The following is a 16,791-nucleotide window of genomic DNA, read 5'->3' on the forward strand; positions in this document are numbered from 1 at the left end:
CGCTTACTTGAGCAGGCTCGTTACTTCGTGCTCCCTCCTCGTCGCACCGATCGCAGCTTCCCCCGCGAGGTCAAACGCTCCGCCCGCGGTAAGTACCCATCAAAAAAAACGCCAGTCAGGCTTAACTGACTGGCATTGACCTTCGGGTGGCCTTTTTCATGTGCGCGCTCTGAGACAATCCAGACCATGAACTGGATCGTCTTGCTGTTGCTCGTTGTCAATCTGCTCCTGTTGCTCTGGCTGGCCTTGCGGCCTGTGCGACAGAATGACGAAGCCGTGCTCAAGCTGGGCACGGATCTGAACCAGGCGCTGCAGCAACGCAGTGAGCAGGTCGAGCGCAATCTGCGCGACGAGGTGGCCCGCAGTGCCACCGGCACGCGCCAGGAACTGGGGGCTGCGCTGGGTACCTTCCAGCAAACACTGCTGGCCCAGCAAGGCGACGCGACGCGGACGCAAAACGAACAGCTCGACAGCTTCCGTACCCAGCTGGCGGCCATGCAGCAAGGGCTGGCCGACAGCCTGCGCGACACCACCCATCAGCAAAGCTTGCAGGCCACCGGTTTGCGTGAGGCCCAGGCCCAAGCTCTGGCACGCTTCAATGAGGCGCAGGAAGCGGCCTTGCGTCGTCTGGGCGAAGGCGTGGCAGAGCAGTTGCGCGTGCTGTCCGAGGCCAATGAGCGCCGCCTGACTGACGTGCGCAACACGGTGGAGACCCGTTTGCAAGCCTTGCAGGCCGACAACGAAAAGAAGCTGGAGCAGATGCGCCAGACGGTTGACGAGAAGCTGCACGCCACGCTGGAGGCCCGCCTGGGCGAAAGCTTCAAGCAGGTCGCCGAGCGGCTGGAGCTGGTGCACCGTGGCCTGGGCGAAATGCAGCGCCTGGCCAGCGATGTGGGCTCGCTCAACCGCGTGCTCAACAACGTCAAGACCCGAGGCATCTTTGGCGAAGTGCAACTGGCTGGCCTGCTGGAGCAGGTGTTCACGCCAGAGCAGTACGCGGTGAACGTCGAAACGGTGCCCGGCAGTGGCGCCCGCGTCGAGTTCGCGATCAAGCTGCCAGGGCAGGGCGGTGCAGACGGCCTGCCGTTGTGGCTGCCCATCGACGCCAAGTTCCCTCGCGAGGATTACGAGCGCCTGCTGGAGGCACAGGACCGCGCCGATGCACCAGCGGTGGAGGCGGCCGCCAAGGCCGTGGAGCAGCGCCTGAGGCTGGAGGCGCGCACCATCCGTGACAAATATCTCGCGCCACCGCACACCTCGGATTTCGCGATCCTGTTCGTGCCCACGGAAGGGCTCTATGCCGAAGCCTTGCGGCGCCCGGGGCTCGTGGAAGCCATGCAGCGCGAGTTCCGGGTGATGCTGGCCGGCCCCACCACCTTGCTGGCCACGCTCAACAGCCTGCAGATGGGCTTCCGCACCTTGGCCCTGGAGAAGCGCTCCAGCGAGGTCTGGCAGGTGCTGGGCGCGGTCAAGACCGAGTTCGGCAAGTTCGGCGACGTGCTGGCCAAGACGCGCAAGAAGCTGGAAGAGGCCAGCAACACGATTTCGTCTGTTGAAACGCGGACGCGCGTCATGGGCCGCGCGCTCAAGCAGGTCGAGGCCATGCCGGAAACGCAGGCGCAAGCCCTGTTGCCGGTCGAGCAGGGTTTGGCATCTGAAGACGACAGCTGATTCAAGATCGCACCGCAGCAACCGATAGACAGAGGTCAAGTGTCCTGTTTACCGAAATCTGGTGGCCTGTTTGCCCCCTTACTGCGTGAAGTCACTGCTGAAGTCCCTTCTGCTGCTGTCCATCTTGCTGCTTGCCGTGCCTGTGCAGGCCGGCCGGATCGCATTCGACATCGCACAGGCGCCAGGCAGGGGGGAATGGCTGGACATGGCCACTCTGGTAGCCACCGATCCGCCAACCGAAGCCGGGCCAGATCACCCTCCTGCTGATCATCTCGCCTGGCGGGCACAGCGCCATGGCGTGCGCACCATCGGCTTCGAGCACAAGGGCGTATGGGCGCGCACGGTGCTCAAGAACAGCTCCGAGAGCCCCATCCTGGGGTGGGTTGTGGTGACCGAGCCCTATACCGACTACGTCGATTGTTTCATCGACTCGGAGGGCAGCGAATCCATTGTTTACAGGCAGGGTGACCATCGCCCCTTTGACTCGCGGCCCATCAAGTACCCCGGCGTGATCTTGCCGGTCAACATCTATCCCCGCAGCAGCCTGACCCTGACCTGCCTGATGCGCAACAACGGTTCAACTGCGGCCACCTTCCAGTACTGGACGCCAGAGAACTATGCAGTGCTCGAAAGGGAGACGGCCTTCTCTCGGGCGTTGTGCTATGGCGCTCTGGGTTTCACCTTGCTGGTGTCCATTGTGTTGGCTTTCATCAATGGCAACCCATTGTCTTTCCTGATGGTGGCCGAGATCCTGCCCGTGCTGGCCGCGACAGCGAGCAGGGAAGGCGATGCCTATCAGATGCTCTGGCCAACCCACCCGGAGTTCAACATTCCGCCGTATATGTGGATCCTGATCGGGATCTCCACAGCGACGCTGGTGTTCCGCTGGATCATCCAGCCCAGCCAGTGGGAGGACCGGATCATCAAGGCGCTCGCCTTGTCGTCGACCCTGATCCTGTCGTTTGCCATCGCCATGCCGGCGCTGGCACCCCAGATCAGCGCGCTGGTCCAGGGGATTTCCGTTATCTATCCGATCGCGTTGATCTGGATCTGTGCTCGCCACTGGCATGAGGGGGCCGTCGCTCGACTGTTGTGCTTCGGGATGGTCGTGCAGATGGCTGCGCTGGTGATCAACGCGGTTGGGGTGCTGGGCATTTATCACGGGCAGTTCGGTGTGGCCAGCATGTACGCCTGCGTGATCAAGGCGCTGACTCTGGCGGCCGCCTTGTTCTACCGCATGAAGATGGACCGCCAGGATCGCGCACGTGCGCAGGCCGAGCACACGATGGAGCTGGAGCGGCGCCTGGCGTATGAGGCGCAACTGCGTGATGTGGTCTCGCATCATCCTCGCTACGGCATGCCCAATCAGGCCATGCTGGAGGAGTCGATCCGCGCGCAGCTGGCGCAGGTCGAGCGGGGACTGTCGATCTGGATCGTCAAGCTCAACCGCTTCGGCTTTCTGGAGTCCATCCTGCCGCCAGACACCTTGACGGCCGTGGTCAGGATCTATGGCGACGAACTCAAAAGCTGGTTTGCCTCCATGGATGCGGATGCCTTGTTGACCATCGAAGGTGAGCACCGGCTCGCTGCGCTCGATGACAGCACCCTGGCGTTCGTGACGGTCGGCAAGCCTTCAGATGCGCTGATGAGCGACCTGGAGAGCTTTCTGGTACGTCGCTTCGAGTGGCAAGGCCTCTTCGTGGCGTGGGATCCCCATGTGGGCGTGGCTCAGGTGACGCGTGCGCATCTGGAGCAGACCGCTGGCATGAGTGACGAGGCCCGTATCGCCTTGCAGTGGTGCAGTGCGCACCGTCGGGTGGTGCCTTTCGATGCCGAGCGCATGAAGCGCGAGCAACTCGCGTATGGACTGACATTGGATCTGGAAGGCGCGATTGACCGAGGCGAATTGCTGCTGCACTACCAGCCCAAGGTCACGCTGGAGACACGCCGTACCGATTCGCTCGAAGCGTTGGTGCGCTGGCGCCATCCGGAGCGGGGAATGATTCCGCCGGGTGCGTTCATTGCTGAAGCCGAGGCCACCGGTGCAATCAACCGCTTGACCATGTGGGCCATTGCCGAAGCGGCTCACTTCCTGTTGACGCTGCCCGACCCCCATGTGCGCGTGTCTGTGAACATCACTGCGTTCGACCTGGCTACACCGCGTTTCGTCGACAAGGTGCTGGAGACCCTTCGCCATGTGGGTTGCCCGCCATGCCGCCTGATACTGGAAGTGACCGAATCGGCGGCCCTGAGCGACCGCGAGCGTGCCACGCAGATCTTGTCCAGGCTGCGCGAAGAGGGCGTCAAGATCGCGCTGGACGACTTCGGCACCGGCTACTCGTCGCTGGGCATCCTGCAGGAAATGCCTCTGGACGAGATGAAGGTTGACCGCAGCTTCGTGACCGACATTGCCGAGTTCGGTCGCAAGCAGGCCGTGCTGCAGGCCATGATCGAGGTGGGTCATCGACTGGGCCTGACCGTGACCATCGAAGGCGTGGAGCACGGCGCGAGCGTGGACTGGCTGGCCGACCACGGCTGCGATGTGGTCCAGGGCTACTTCTTCAGCCGGCCGCTGGACGCCGATGCTGCACGTACCTGGCTGACCCGTCCGATTGAATCAGTGGCGACTGCCTGAGGCCTTGGCGCGTTCGCGCTGCTGCGCCAGTTCTGCCGAGCCGACCTCTTCGCCGGCCAGAGTTGGCCAGCCTTGCAGGTGACGCTCGACCAGCTTGCTCAGGGCGCGTATCCAGCTCATCTGACCATTGAGGCAGGGGATATAGTTGAACTCCTTGCCACCCTCGTCCATGAAGGCCTGTTTGCCCTCCATGGCAATTTCTTCAAGGGTTTCGATGCAGTCCGAGACAAAGCCAGGGCAGATGACGTCCACACGTTGCTGGCCTTGCTTGGCCAGCGCGCGCAGTGTCGGCTCTGTATAGGGCTGCAGCCACTTGGCCTTGCCGAATCGGCTCTGGAACGTGACGATGTAGTCGTCCTTGCCCAGGCCCAGGCGTTCGGCCAGAAGTCGTCCCGTCTTGAGGCACTCGCATTGATACGGGTCGCCCAGCAACAAGGTGCGCTCGGGCATGCCATGGAAGCTCATCAGCAGCTTGCCTGCGCGGCCATTGGCGGCCCAATGGGCCTTGACGCTGTCAGCCAGTGCATCGAGGTAGCCCGCGTCATCATGGAAGTGGTTGATGTGGCGCAGTTCGGGCAAGGCGCGCGTCTGGCGGCCCCATGCAAACACATCGTCCATCACGCTGGCGGTGGTGGCGGCCGAGTACTGCGGGTACAGCGGCACGATCAGGATGCGCTGCGCACCTTCGGCACGCAGTGCGCTGAGCTGGCTGCCGATGCTGGGCTGGCCATAACGCATGGCGTGCCTGACGATCAGTTGATGCCCGGACTCACCCAGAAAGCCTTGCAGCAAGGTGGTCTGCTTTTGCGTCCAGACGCGCAGGGGCGAACCCTCCTTGGTCCAGACGCTGGCGTACTTGGCAGCGGACTTGGCTGGCCGCACGCGCAGGATGATGCCGTGCAGGATAGGCAGCCACACCAGGCGGGGGATTTCGACCACACGCGTGTCACTGAGGAATTGCGCCAGATAGCGGCGCAACGCAGCGGGCGTGGGTGCTTCAGGTGTCCCCAGATTGACCAGCAGGACGCCGGTACGTGGAGGTTGACCGTGTTGGTATTCGGGTTCTTTGGCTACGCTCATGGCGCAGCATTGTCGCCTCTTGCGGCCAACCTACACAGCTCTGTGGTTACCGCGACGATGTCGATGGGTTTGGTCCAGTAGCCTGTGAAGCCCGCAGCCTGCGCTCTGGCAACGTCTTCAGGCATGGCATCTGCCGAGCACATGAAGGCCGGCGCATCGGCCAGGGCAGGCAAGGTGCGCAAGGCTTTGAGCACTTCGAAGCCCGACATGCCGGGCAGGTGGGCATCCAGCACCAGCACATCAGGCGCGCGCTCTTTGGCCATGGACAGGGCCATCTGCCCATCCTCGGCCACGACCAGTTCAATCTGAGGAAAAGGCCTCAGGGCCTCTTCGAAGAGCATCGCATTGATGCGGTTGTCTTCTACGTACAGCACGTGCAAGGCGGGCAAAGCCGCAGCGCCGTCTGAATTCAATTCAGTCGGGGACATGTTCGATTCGAGAGAGCTGCCCGGCTCCGACAGAGGCGGATAGGCAGAGTCCGGGGCAGGGTCAAGGTGATGGGGCGCGCGGCCTGCCAGCGGGAGGATGATATTGACCCTGGTGCCAGAACCAGGTTGACTACGAATATCCATGCGACCTCCCATGGCTTCGAGCAGCGAGCGCGTGATGATAAGGCCTAGACCGGTCCCCTCGATATTGGTTGTTTCACGCCCAAGACGCTCGAAAGGTTGGAACAGCCTGGACAGCTGTTGCGGACTCATGCCAGGACCGGAATCTTCAATTGTGAGCACAAGTTCGTTTTCAGGCAAGCATTCGGCGTAGATGCGCACGGATCCGCCCGTCTGGTTGTACTTGATGGCGTTGGAGCCGATGTTCATGATCACCTGGCGCAGCCTCTGGCGATCAGCCATGATCACCCAGGGCTCCTGGAGCATGTTGAGCATCGTGATGTTGCGCCTGTCCGCCATCGGGCTGAGCATCGACAGGCATTGGCCGACTTCCTCCGCCAGAGGCAGGTTTTCAGGCTTGAAGCTCAAGATGCCGGTTTCAACCTGCTGCAGATCCAGCACGTCGTTGACGAGACCCATGAGGTGGCGGCTTGCTTGGAGGATCTGTTCGACATAGTTCTGCTGGCCGGCGTCTGCCTTTTGCTGTGTCAATTGCAGTTGCAGCAACTGGGCGAAGCCGTTGACCGCGTTCAGGGGGGTGCGGATCTCGTGGCTCATGCGCGACAGGAACTCGGATTTGGCCGCGCTGGCGGCTTCTGCGGTCTGTTTCTCGCGCAGAGCGCGTTCTGCTTGCTTGACCGGTGTGATGTCGGAATGCGTGCCCACCACGCGTAGCGCATGGCCATCGCGATGCCGGCTGACCACCTTGCCTCGCGACAGGATTGAAAGGTAGTGGCCGCTCTTGTGCTGCAGCCTGAATTCGGTCTGGTGGATGCCGTCACCCACCTTGAAGTAGCGGTGCAGGCTGTCCGCCACCAGTTCGCGATCTGAGGGGTGAATGCGACTGATGAACTCGTCGGCCGTGCTGGTGATCTCGTCGTCGTCGTAGCCCAGCATGGTCTTCCATCGCTGGGAGTAGTAGACGCGGCCAGCCTGGAGGTTCCAGTCCCAGACGCCGTCGCCAGCGCCCTCCAGCGCAAACTTCCAGCGCTCTTCGCTGAGTTGCAACTCTTGTTGGGCGTGCCGCTCCCGGGTGATGTCACGCAAGGTGGCCATGGCCGCGAACGGTGGTGCCTGGGTATCCACACGCAGCAGGTGGCAGGAGATCTGAACCCAGAGGATCTCGCCATCTGCACGTCGCAGTGCATGCACATGGTTGTCCACTCGCTGCCCTGTTGCCAGTACCATATTGATGGGCCAGCGCTCGAACGGCACCGGTGTCACCAGATCGTCTTCCAGCAGGGTGAGGCCGGGCAGGCCGGGTACTGCTACATGGGTCAACTCCTCGGGCGACACGGCCAGGATGCGGCTGGCGGCCTGATTGAGCGCCACCACGCGGCCGCCGAGCTCCACGATCACCAGCCCATCGCTGATGGTGGCTGCTACCGACCGATAGAGCTCTTCGCTGACACGCAGTTTTTCCGCGGCAAGTTGGCGTTCGGTGATGTCACGTGTCAGGAAAAGCGTCTGCCCATCGGGCATGGGCGTCATGCGTGCTTCGAAGTGGCGGCTGATGCCATCGAGTTTGGCCAGATCGTATTCGAAGCGCTGAGGCTGGCCGGAGCTTTGCAGCCTTTGCAAGGCCTGTCGTTGCAGCTCTGCTGTTTCCGCGGGCAGATGGCTGCCCAGCGGCGTCTTCTTCAACTCTGCCAGCGGTTTGAGCAGCAAAGGGTGGTCTGCGTGGCCATCGATGTAGCGGCCCTTGTGGTCGATGACGAACCAGAGGTCCGGCAAGGCGCGCAAGACCGCGCGCAAGCGGGCTTTGGTCTCGGTGAGGGCTTTCTGCTTTTCGCGCAGTTTCTCTGCGTCCTTCTTGTTTTGCGTGATGTCCATGGCGAAGTGCACCACGCTGCCATCGGGCAACTGGTGGTCCTTGACCAGGATCCATTGGTTTTGGAACTGCACCTCACGGGGTTCGGTTTCGGTGTGCAGGTTCAAGCGCCAATTGATGTACTCGTCTTCGTGTCCCGCGGCATCGGGATAGATGCCGGCCCTGACCAGCTTGCGCAGGGTCTCTGACCAGTAGGGATTGGCGTCATCATGTGCCTGCCCGGCATGATCGCGCCAATGCTGGTTGGCGAGCACCACACGCCCTTGACGGTCGGTGATCATCACGCTGATGTGGAAGGACTCGATGGCCTGGCGCAGCAACTGGTCTGCACGCCTGGCTTCGTGTTCGGCCTCGATCTGCCGTGTCACGTTGCGGCTGGCCCCTCGATAGCCCATGAACTCGCCGCGGCTGCTGAATACGGGCGTGCCGCTGATGCTGACGGTGATGGGTCCACGCGGCGTCATGCGCACGCCAATGGCATTGCTGAAGGGCTCGCGGCGCGCGCGCGCCAGCACAAAGCGATCCCAGCTCTCCCGGGTCTCGTCATCGCGGGGGATGTACAGACCGACTCCCTTGAGACCTATCTCAGTGGCAGGATCCAGCCCCGTGTGTTGCTTCAAGCCCGCAGAGACCCACTGCAGGATGCCGTCCTTGTCGGTCTCCCACAGCCAGTCGCTGCCGGCCAGGCTCGCGGTGCGCACACGCGCCTCCATCTTGCGTAGCCGCTGGGTGTCCACTTGCTGCTGGATCAAGGCGGCCGCCGTGATGGCCAGATCCTGTAGCGCGAGAGCTTGCTCCTCGGTCCACTCGCGCGGGTGTCGATCCATGGCGCACAGGGTGCCCAGTGCGTGACCTTCCACGAGCAAGGGCATGCCGATGTAGGCCTTGACCTGCGAGGGCCCGGCCACCATCGAGATGCCCTTGAAGCGCTCGTCCTGGCTGGCATCGCTGACTTGCAGCCCAGTCTTGCGCTTTACAACGGTGTGGCAGAAGGCGTCGTCCAGAGAGGTTTGCCGCACATCCAGACCTTGTCGGGCCAGGCTCCAGACCGTGTGGGTGTCGACCAGGTTGATGGCCGAGATGGGGCAGTTCAGCGCACAGGCAACCAGCCGTTGAATGGCTTCGAAGGCGGGGGAAACGTCGGCGTTCAGCAGCTTGGACGCATGCAGCAGTGCGATACGCTCATTTTCATCATGTGGAACATGGTTCTGGGTCATGCGGGCTGCATCGCAATGATGGACGACCAGCGACTCTAGCCTATCAACCTGCCGTCACAACCCCGCGTCAATACTGAGGCAATGTGTCGGAGAAGCTCAGAACTTCGAAGTGGATCTGCGTGCTGGTGATGTCCGTGGGCGGGGCGCCCAGGCTGATCACGCCGCTGCCGTGCAAGGTGCAGGTGCCGCGTCGGAGGGTCAGGACCTGATCATCATGGTCGAACTTGACGTGCGTGCCGTTGTAGCTGAGGTCCGTCAGGTAAAAGTGGCCGCTGTGCGATTCGATGCGCGCATGCGAGCGTGAGACCCGCGAATCACTCACGCAAAAGGAGGCCTGTGGGCTGCGGCCCAGTACCAGCGGCATGCTGGCCGTGGAGAAGACGCGCTCGGTGCCCAGCCAGGTCAGGCGCACGCCGTCCGGCATGTCACTGGGCTCGGCCTCCATGATCATGGTGGACATGGTGTCGCCAAAGCGGCGGGTGTCCATGCGCAGTACAGGCACGGGTTCCTTGCGGCCACGCAGGTGCAGTTTGTCGATGCTGCGAAAGCGCTCGTGTTGATCGCTGGGCAGTTCGCGCAGGAGTTGGGCCGTGGTGAGGGTTTCGTTGTCACCGGCCAGGTCCAGCAGGCGTGCGGCCACGTTGACGGCATCTCCGAAGCAGTCGCCGTCGACTTCGACCATTTCGCCCCAGGCAATGGCGACCTTGAGCTTGATCGCGGCGGCCTTGATGGGCAGGCCTTCGGCAACAGGTGCAATGCGCTCCAGGGAGTCCTGCATGGCCACGGCAGATTCGACGGCGCGCTCGGCTTCTTCGAACACCGCCATGAGGCCATCGCCGAGCGTTTTGATGACGCGGCCACCCGAGCGGGCCACGAGCTGACCGAGCATGGCCAGGCTGTGCGTGACGACGGTGGCCGCCTCGCTGTTGCCCAGTTTGAGATAAAGCGCGGTGCTGCCGCGGAGGTCCGCAAACAGGATGGCGCGTTCTTTGGTCATGCCCATAACGCAGTATGTTCGCGCGCTTTGCGAAATGCCAGCGTGACGAAATGCACGGCTTTTGGGCGTGAATTTGGGACTGAGGGGCAGGATGCGACTTGGCTAAAAGAAAAAACCCGGCACGTGGCCGGGTTTGAGAGCGCGATCACATTCGGCCTGGTGAGCCGAATGAGCACGGATCAGAGGTTGTCGAGTACGTGCTTCGCGACGCCTATCTGTCCAATCACAGATTGTCCAGATAGGTCCTGAGCTTGTCCGAACGGCTCGGGTGCTTGAGCTTGCGGATGGCCTTGGCTTCAATCTGGCGGATGCGCTCACGGGTCACGTCGAACTGCTTGCCGACTTCTTCCAGCGTGTGGTCGGTCGACATTTCGATACCGAAGCGCATGCGCAGCACCTTGGCTTCGCGAGGCGTCAGCGAGTCGAGGATGTCCTTCACGACATCGCGCAGACCGGCCTGCATGGCAGCCTCGATCGGGGCGGTGTTGTTGGTGTCCTCGATGAAGTCGCCCAGGTGGCTGTCGTCATCATCACCGATCGGCGTTTCCATGGAGATCGGCTCTTTGGCGATCTTCATGATCTTGCGGACCTTGTCCTCCGGCATTTCCATCTTGGCAGCCAGCGTCGGGGCATCCGGTTCGAAACCGAATTCCTGCAGGTGCTGACGCGAGATGCGGTTCATCTTGTTGATCGTTTCGATCATGTGAACCGGGATGCGGATGGTGCGGGCCTGGTCGGCGATCGAACGCGTGATGGCCTGACGAATCCACCATGTCGCATACGTCGAGAACTTGTAGCCACGACGGTATTCGAACTTGTCCACCGCCTTCATCAGGCCGATGTTGCCTTCCTGGATCAGATCCAGGAACTGCAGGCCGCGGTTGGTGTACTTCTTCGCGATCGAGATCACCAGACGCAAGTTGGCCTCGATCATTTCCTTCTTGGCATCGCGTGAGGCCTTTTCGCCTTCGTTCATGCGCTTGTTGATCGTTTTCAGATCTTCAATGGGCACGACGGCCTTGGCCTGCAGGTCAATCAGCTTTTGCTGCAACTCTTGAATGGCAGGCAGGCTGCGGCCCATGACGGCGCTGTAGTTCTTGCCGGCTTGCGATTCCTTGACGGCCCAGTCCAGGTTCAGGATGTTGGGTGGGAAGGACTTGATGAACTGCTCTTGCGCCATGCCGCACTTGTCGACCACGATCTTGCGAAGTTCCCGTTCGTAGCGGCGAACATCGTCGACCTGCGAGCGCAGCACATCGCACAGGCGCTCAATGGTTTTGACGGTGAAGCGGATGGTCATCAACTCCTGGCTGATGGCTTCCTGGGCCTTGTTGTAAGGCGCAGACTTGTAGCCGTCCTTCTCGAAGGACTTGGCCATCTTGTCGAAGTTGGCGCGCAGGGCGTCGAACTTGACCATGGCCTGGTTCTTCATCTCTTCAAGCTTCTTGGTCAAAGCCTTGGAGCCACCATTACCGTCGTCGTCGTCGTCTTCGTCGAACTCGTCGAAGTCTTCTTCGGCCACGTAGTCATCGGCCTCATCGGCAGCGACGAAGCCGTCCACCACGTCGGTGATGGGCTGCTCACCGGCGCGGATCTTGTCGGACAGCGACAGGATTTCGGCGATGGTGGTGGGCGAGGCCGAGATGGCCAGCATCATGGCCTGCAAGCCGCCTTCGATGCGCTTGGCGATTTCGATTTCGCCTTCGCGGGTCAGCAGCTCGACGGTGCCCATTTCGCGCATGTACATGCGAACGGGGTCGGTCGTGCGGCCGAATTCCGAGTCCACGGTGGACAGGGCGGCTTCAGCGGCTTCTTCGGCTTCTTCTTCGGTGGCGGTGGACTGCGCGCTGTTGGAGATCAGCAGCGTGGCAGCGTCAGGGGCCTGTTCGTAAACCGCCACGCCCATGTCGTTCAACATGGAAATGATGGCTTCGAGGATTTCGTTTTCGACCAGCTTTTCGGGCAAGTGGTCGTTGATTTCCTGGTGCGTCAGGAAGCCACGGGTCTTGCCCAGCTTGATCAGGGTCTTCAGATCCTGACGGCGCTTGTTGACTTCGTCTTCGGTCAGCGTGGTGTCGTCGATGCCGAATTCACGCATCAGGGCGCGCTCCTTGGCGCGCGACACCTTCATGCGCAGGGGCTTGGCCTTGGGCTTGTCGCTGCCGGCTTCTTCTGTGCCTTCCGCTTCAACTTCGCCAACGTCCAGATCGGCTTCGACTTCGGCTTCGATGTCACCCACATCGTCTTCTTCGAAGGCGGCCTTCTTCTTGGCCACGGCACCCTTGGCGGCCGGTGCGGCTTCAGCGGTCGCAGCCTTGGGCTTGCGACCACGCTTCTTGGGTTCGGCGGGCGCTGCGACCTCGGCCGTGTCGGCACCCTTGGCCTTGGCGGCACGGGTCGTGGACTTGGCCTTCTTTTCCGTGGCTTCCGTGGTCTGCTCGATCACCTCGGCTTCGGCGGCTGTTTTTTTCGCTTTAGTCGCGGTGTCTGCTGTCTTCGCGGTTTTTTTCGCGGTCATGCGCTTCCTCGAAAGAGAATTCTGGGTGCTTGTCGAACCTTCCATTATCGCGCAATGAAAGGGGGGCGTCAAAAATCTTGGCCAAATAGCTGTTGAAATACTCAGTCCGGTGGCAGAGAAACGCTCATCCTGAGATGGGGCGCCGCCGGCTGATTTCAAGTTTCATGGCCAGGGTCAGCCGAACGAGCTCCATTTTTCGAGCCTCGGCTGCCTCGGAAAGCTCTCCTGACTGGGTCAGCAGATCGAGTTCATCGCGCAAGGCAACGAGTTCGATCGGCCGGATCAGGTTCATCAGTTCCTCCACGGTGTCTTTGTTGTCCGGTACCTCCACAAACTGGGTGACGCGGCGCGCCAGTGTCTGGAAATGCCCGGTTTCTTCAGGATGCTCGGGATCGGCGGCATCACCTCGCATGAGCTTGAGCAGGTCTTCGGCGTTGAGCAGGCCCTGGTCCAGAAGGATGCGGTCGAGCCAGCGGAAGAACTCGCCGTAAGGCGCCGGTTGATCGCACAGCAGATCATGGGTGGCGCTGGGCAACTGTTCCCAGAATTCGCTGTGGCTGACGAGCACCCAGGCGATGCGGTCCAGCGGCGTGGCGGCCTGGGGCAGGGGGCGTTGCTCCACCGGGCTGCCTCGGCTTTGCCAACGCGAGCCACTGCCTCCTTTCCAGGGCTTCCAGGGCTTGCCGTCGCGGCGTGTGCCACCTTGGAAACCGCCTTGCTGATAGCCGCCTTGTTGCTGGCCTCGCCCCTGATAAGGGCGGCTGGACTGTCCGCCAGACTCGAAGCCGCCGGACGGATCGCCGCCTTCGCCGCTGTAGGTCCAGTCGCTACCGCCGGTGTCGCCATCGGGGTCGAAGGCCGGGATGTCGCCGAAATCGCCGTCCCAGTTGCCTGACGCGCCCGATGCACCCGATGCGCCACCGCCGTCACCGGCGGATCGCTGGCCGCCACTACCCGCGCCACCGCTGTATCGGTCTCGGCCTGCGGCTTTCTGCTGCGCCTTTTGCAGATGCTCGGCCAGTCTGCGACGCACCTCTTCCGGGGCGGTGCGGGCCATCTGCGCCAGTTCATCGGCGATCAAGCCTTGCAGGGCGCCTTCGGGGAACTGCGCGAGCAGCGGGATGGCCTGTACCAGCAGGCGGGCGCGCCCCTCGGCGCTGTCCATGTCGCAGTCGGCGCCCGCGTGTTCGAGCACCTGGCGTGACAGCGGCACGGCCTGCTTGATGCACTGTTCGAACGCCTCGGCACCGAACTCGCGGATGTAGCTGTCCGGATCGTGCTCGGTGGGCAGGAACAGGAAGCTGATGCGGCGCGTATCGGTGGCGTAGGGCAGGGTGGCTTCCAGGGCGCGGCCGGCAGCGCGGCGGCCTGCGGCGTCGCCATCAAAGCTGAACACCACCTGGTCGGTGAAGCGAAACAGCTTCTGGGCGTGGTCTGCCGTGCAGGCGGTGCCCAGCGTGGCCACGGCATTGCCGAAGCCCCACTGGGCCAGGGCCACCACGTCCATATACCCTTCGGTGACGATGGCGTAGCCCTTGTTGCGCAGGGCCGCGCGGCCCTCGTACAGACCATAGAGCTCGCGCCCCTTGATGAACACGGGTGTTTCTGGCGAGTTCAGGTATTTGGGCTCGCCTTTGTCCAGCACGCGCCCGCCAAAGCCGATGACGTCGCCTTGCGGGTTGCGGATCGGGAACATGATCCGATCACGGAAGCGGTCGTAGCGCTTGCCTTCACTGTTGGCCGGGTCTGCCGGGTCCGGTTCATGCGCGATGACCAGGCCGGATTCCACCAGCAGCGGGTCGTCGTACTTGGGGAACACGCTGGCCAGGCCGCGCCAGTTGTCCGGGGCATAACCCAGGGCAAAGCGGGCGGCGATCTCGCCTGTCAGGCCACGGCCTTTGAGGTAGTTGACGGCGCGTGGCGTGCTCTTGAGCTGCTGTTTCCAGTGGTGAGCGGCCTTGGCCATCACATCGGTCAGCGAGACCTGCTTTTCCTTGATCTGCTTCTGGCGCTCGCGCTCTTCCGGGCGGATGTTGTCGTCGGGCACCGGCATGCCCTGCATCTGTGCCAGGTCCTTGACGGCATCCACAAAGCCCGTGCCGCCGAATTCCATCAGGAAGCCGATGGCATTGCCGTGCACGCCGCAGCCGAAGCAGTGGTAGGTCTGCCGGCTGGGGCTGACCACAAAGCTGGGGGATTTTTCGCCGTGGAAGGGGCACAGGCCCTTGTAGTTGATCCCGGCCTTCTTCAGCGTGACGAACTTGCCCACGACATCGGCGATGTCGGTGCGGGCCAGCAGGTCCTGAATGAATGACGGTGGGATCACAGCGAAAAATGCACTTCAGTGGGGGCTTCAAACGCAACGGCCCCGGCGCGACGGGGCGACGGGGCCGTTGCTGTCAGCCTCGGAAGGCCGACGGATGTCTTACTTGGACAGGGCTTCCAGCGCGCGGCCGGTGATGTCGTCCACCGAGCCCACACCGCTGATCTTGCGGCATTGCGGTGCAACTGCGTCGCCAGTTGCGGCCCACTGGCCATAGTAGTCCACGAGCGGGCGCGTCTGCGAATGGTAGACGTCCAGGCGCTTGCGCACGGTTTCTTCCTTGTCGTCTTCACGCTGGATCAACTCTTCACCCGTGGCGTCGTCCTTGCCGGCCACCTTGGGCGGGTTGAACACGACGTGGTAGGTGCGGCCCGAAGCCACGTGCACACGGCGACCGCTCATGCGCTCGATGATCGACGAGTCAGGCACGTCGATTTCCAGCACGAAGTCGATCTTCACGCCAGCCGCCTTCATGGCTTCCGCCTGGGGGATGGTGCGTGGGAACCCGTCAAACAGGAAGCCGTTGGCGCAGTCAGACTGCGTGATGCGGTCCTTGACCAGGCCAATGATGATGTCGTCGCTGACCAGGCCGCCTGCGTCCATGATCTTCTTGGCGGCCAGACCCAGTTCGGTGCCGGCCTTGACGGCTGCGCGCAGCATGTCGCCAGTCGAGATCTGGGGGATGCCAAACTTTTGGCACAGGAACGCAGCTTGCGTACCTTTACCGGCGCCGGGTGCGCCCAACAGGATGAGTCTCATGTATCTCCTCGGTATCCGGTCTCACTGATGGCCTTGGGGCGATCAGTCCTTCAAGGGCGGGAGGATAGCATGCGTACCCCCCCGATGGGCGGGGGAATCACCGCATGCCGGCCCGTTCCGCCAGCAATTGGCATACCTGATCAGGCACACCAAAGTGGTTCGCGCGTTGCTCAGATCACGTCAGGCGAACAGGGCGCGAACGCGCGCCAGGTCTTCGGGCGTATCGACGCCAGCCCCCGGCGCATGTTGCGTGACGTGCACAGCAATGCGTTCACCATGCCACAACACACGCAGTTGCTCCAGGGACTCCACCGTCTCCAGCGGGCTGACCGCCAGTTGCGGGAAGCGGCGCAGGAAGCCCGCGCGGTAGCCGTAGATGCCGATGTGGCGCAGCGGGTGGCCGGCGCCTGCCGCGGGTTGACCGGCAGCGGGTGCATCGCGCCACCAGGGGATGGGTGCGCGCGAGAAATACAGGGCGCGCCCTTGGGCGTCCAGCACCACTTTGACCACGTTCGGGTTGCTGAAGTGCGCGTCTTCTTCAATCGGGTGCGCGGCGGTGCTGACCACGCAATCCGGGCGCTGGTCCAGTTGTGCGGCGCAGGCGTTGATCAAGGCAGGATCGATCAGCGGTTCGTCGCCTTGCACATTGACCACGGCATCCTGGCCATCAAGACCCAGGATGGTGCAGGCTTCGGCCAGTCGGTCGCTGCCCGTGGGGTGATCGGCGCGTGTCATCACGCAGCGCACGCCGTGCTGTTCGCAGGCTTGCTGGATGCGGTCGTTGTCGGTGGCCACGACCACTTGGGCTGCGGCGCTTTGTGCAGCACGTTGGGCCACGCGCACCACCATGGGCACACCAGCGATGTCGGCCAGAGGTTTGTCAGGCAGGCGGGTAGAGGCCAGACGAGCGGGGATCAGAACCGTGAAGCCCATGCTCAGGCTCCCGTGGCTGTCTTCGGGGCAGGGGCGACCGGCAGGTCGTTGTCGTCCAATGGCACGGCTTCGTTTTCCAGCATCACGGGGATACCGTCACGGATGGGGAAACCCAGGCGGTCGGCGTGGCAGATCAGATGCTGGCCTTGTGGCAGGCGTTGCAGGGGGCCTTTGCACACGGGGCAGACCAGCAGTTCAATCAATCGAGTATCCATGGTG

The 16,791-nt window shown here is 62.6% G+C and carries 10 protein-coding genes; 2 read left to right on the top strand and 8 right to left on the bottom strand.

Annotation, left to right across the window (positions count from 1 at the left end; translation table 11 throughout):
- Nucleotides 1-186: 186 nt before the first annotated feature.
- Nucleotides 187-1,671: a DNA recombination protein RmuC gene (gene rmuC / locus HY836_RS18750; protein WP_290679482.1), complete on the top strand. Its 1,485-nt coding sequence runs from the start codon at nt 187-189 to the stop codon at nt 1,669-1,671.
- Between the two features lie 85 nt (nt 1,672-1,756).
- A complete protein-coding gene (locus HY836_RS18755; RefSeq protein WP_290679484.1) occupies nt 1,757-4,306 on the top strand; it encodes an EAL domain-containing protein in 2,550 nt (849 codons plus the stop codon).
- On the opposite strand, the gene hemH is transcribed toward HY836_RS18755, so the two are convergent.
- The 8 genes from hemH to HY836_RS18795 all read right to left on the bottom strand — a co-directional run bounded on the left by hemH (nt 4,289) and on the right by HY836_RS18795 (nt 16,787).
- On the bottom strand, nt 4,289-5,386 hold the full coding sequence (hemH, locus tag HY836_RS18760) for a ferrochelatase (RefSeq protein ID WP_290679487.1): 1,098 nt from the start codon (nt 5,384-5,386) through the stop codon (nt 4,289-4,291). The genes HY836_RS18755 and hemH overlap by 18 nt on opposite strands.
- Nucleotides 5,383-9,042: a PAS domain S-box protein gene (locus HY836_RS18765; RefSeq protein WP_290679490.1), complete on the bottom strand. Its 3,660-nt coding sequence runs from the start codon at nt 9,040-9,042 to the stop codon at nt 5,383-5,385. The genes hemH and HY836_RS18765 overlap by 4 nt, the downstream gene beginning before the upstream one ends.
- A gap of 67 nt (nt 9,043-9,109) precedes the next feature.
- Complete coding sequence (locus tag HY836_RS18770) at nt 9,110-10,039, bottom strand: adenylate/guanylate cyclase domain-containing protein (protein ID WP_290679493.1); 930 nt, start codon at nt 10,037-10,039, stop codon at nt 9,110-9,112.
- A 223-nt stretch (nt 10,040-10,262) separates the two neighbouring features.
- On the bottom strand, nt 10,263-12,557 hold the full coding sequence (rpoD, locus tag HY836_RS18775) for an RNA polymerase sigma factor RpoD (protein ID WP_290679496.1): 2,295 nt from the start codon (nt 12,555-12,557) through the stop codon (nt 10,263-10,265).
- A gap of 124 nt (nt 12,558-12,681) precedes the next feature.
- Nucleotides 12,682-14,883, bottom strand: coding sequence for a DNA primase (dnaG, locus tag HY836_RS18780; protein ID WP_290679500.1), 2,202 nt, complete (start codon nt 14,881-14,883; stop codon nt 12,682-12,684).
- 99 nt (nt 14,884-14,982) lie between these two features.
- On the bottom strand, nt 14,983-15,639 hold the full coding sequence (adk, locus tag HY836_RS18785; protein ID WP_290679503.1) for an adenylate kinase: 657 nt from the start codon (nt 15,637-15,639) through the stop codon (nt 14,983-14,985).
- A 180-nt stretch (nt 15,640-15,819) separates the two neighbouring features.
- A complete protein-coding gene (gene kdsB, locus HY836_RS18790) occupies nt 15,820-16,572 on the bottom strand; it encodes a 3-deoxy-manno-octulosonate cytidylyltransferase (RefSeq protein ID WP_290679506.1) in 753 nt (250 codons plus the stop codon).
- A 2-nt stretch (nt 16,573-16,574) separates the two neighbouring features.
- Nucleotides 16,575-16,787, bottom strand: a complete 213-nt coding sequence (locus tag HY836_RS18795; RefSeq protein ID WP_290679508.1) for a Trm112 family protein — start codon at nt 16,785-16,787, stop codon at nt 16,575-16,577.
- Nucleotides 16,788-16,791 lie beyond the last annotated feature (4 nt).

It is taken from the genome of Aquabacterium sp., assembly GCF_016234775.1.
In the GTDB taxonomy this organism is placed as follows: domain Bacteria; phylum Pseudomonadota; class Gammaproteobacteria; order Burkholderiales; family Burkholderiaceae_C; genus Aquabacterium.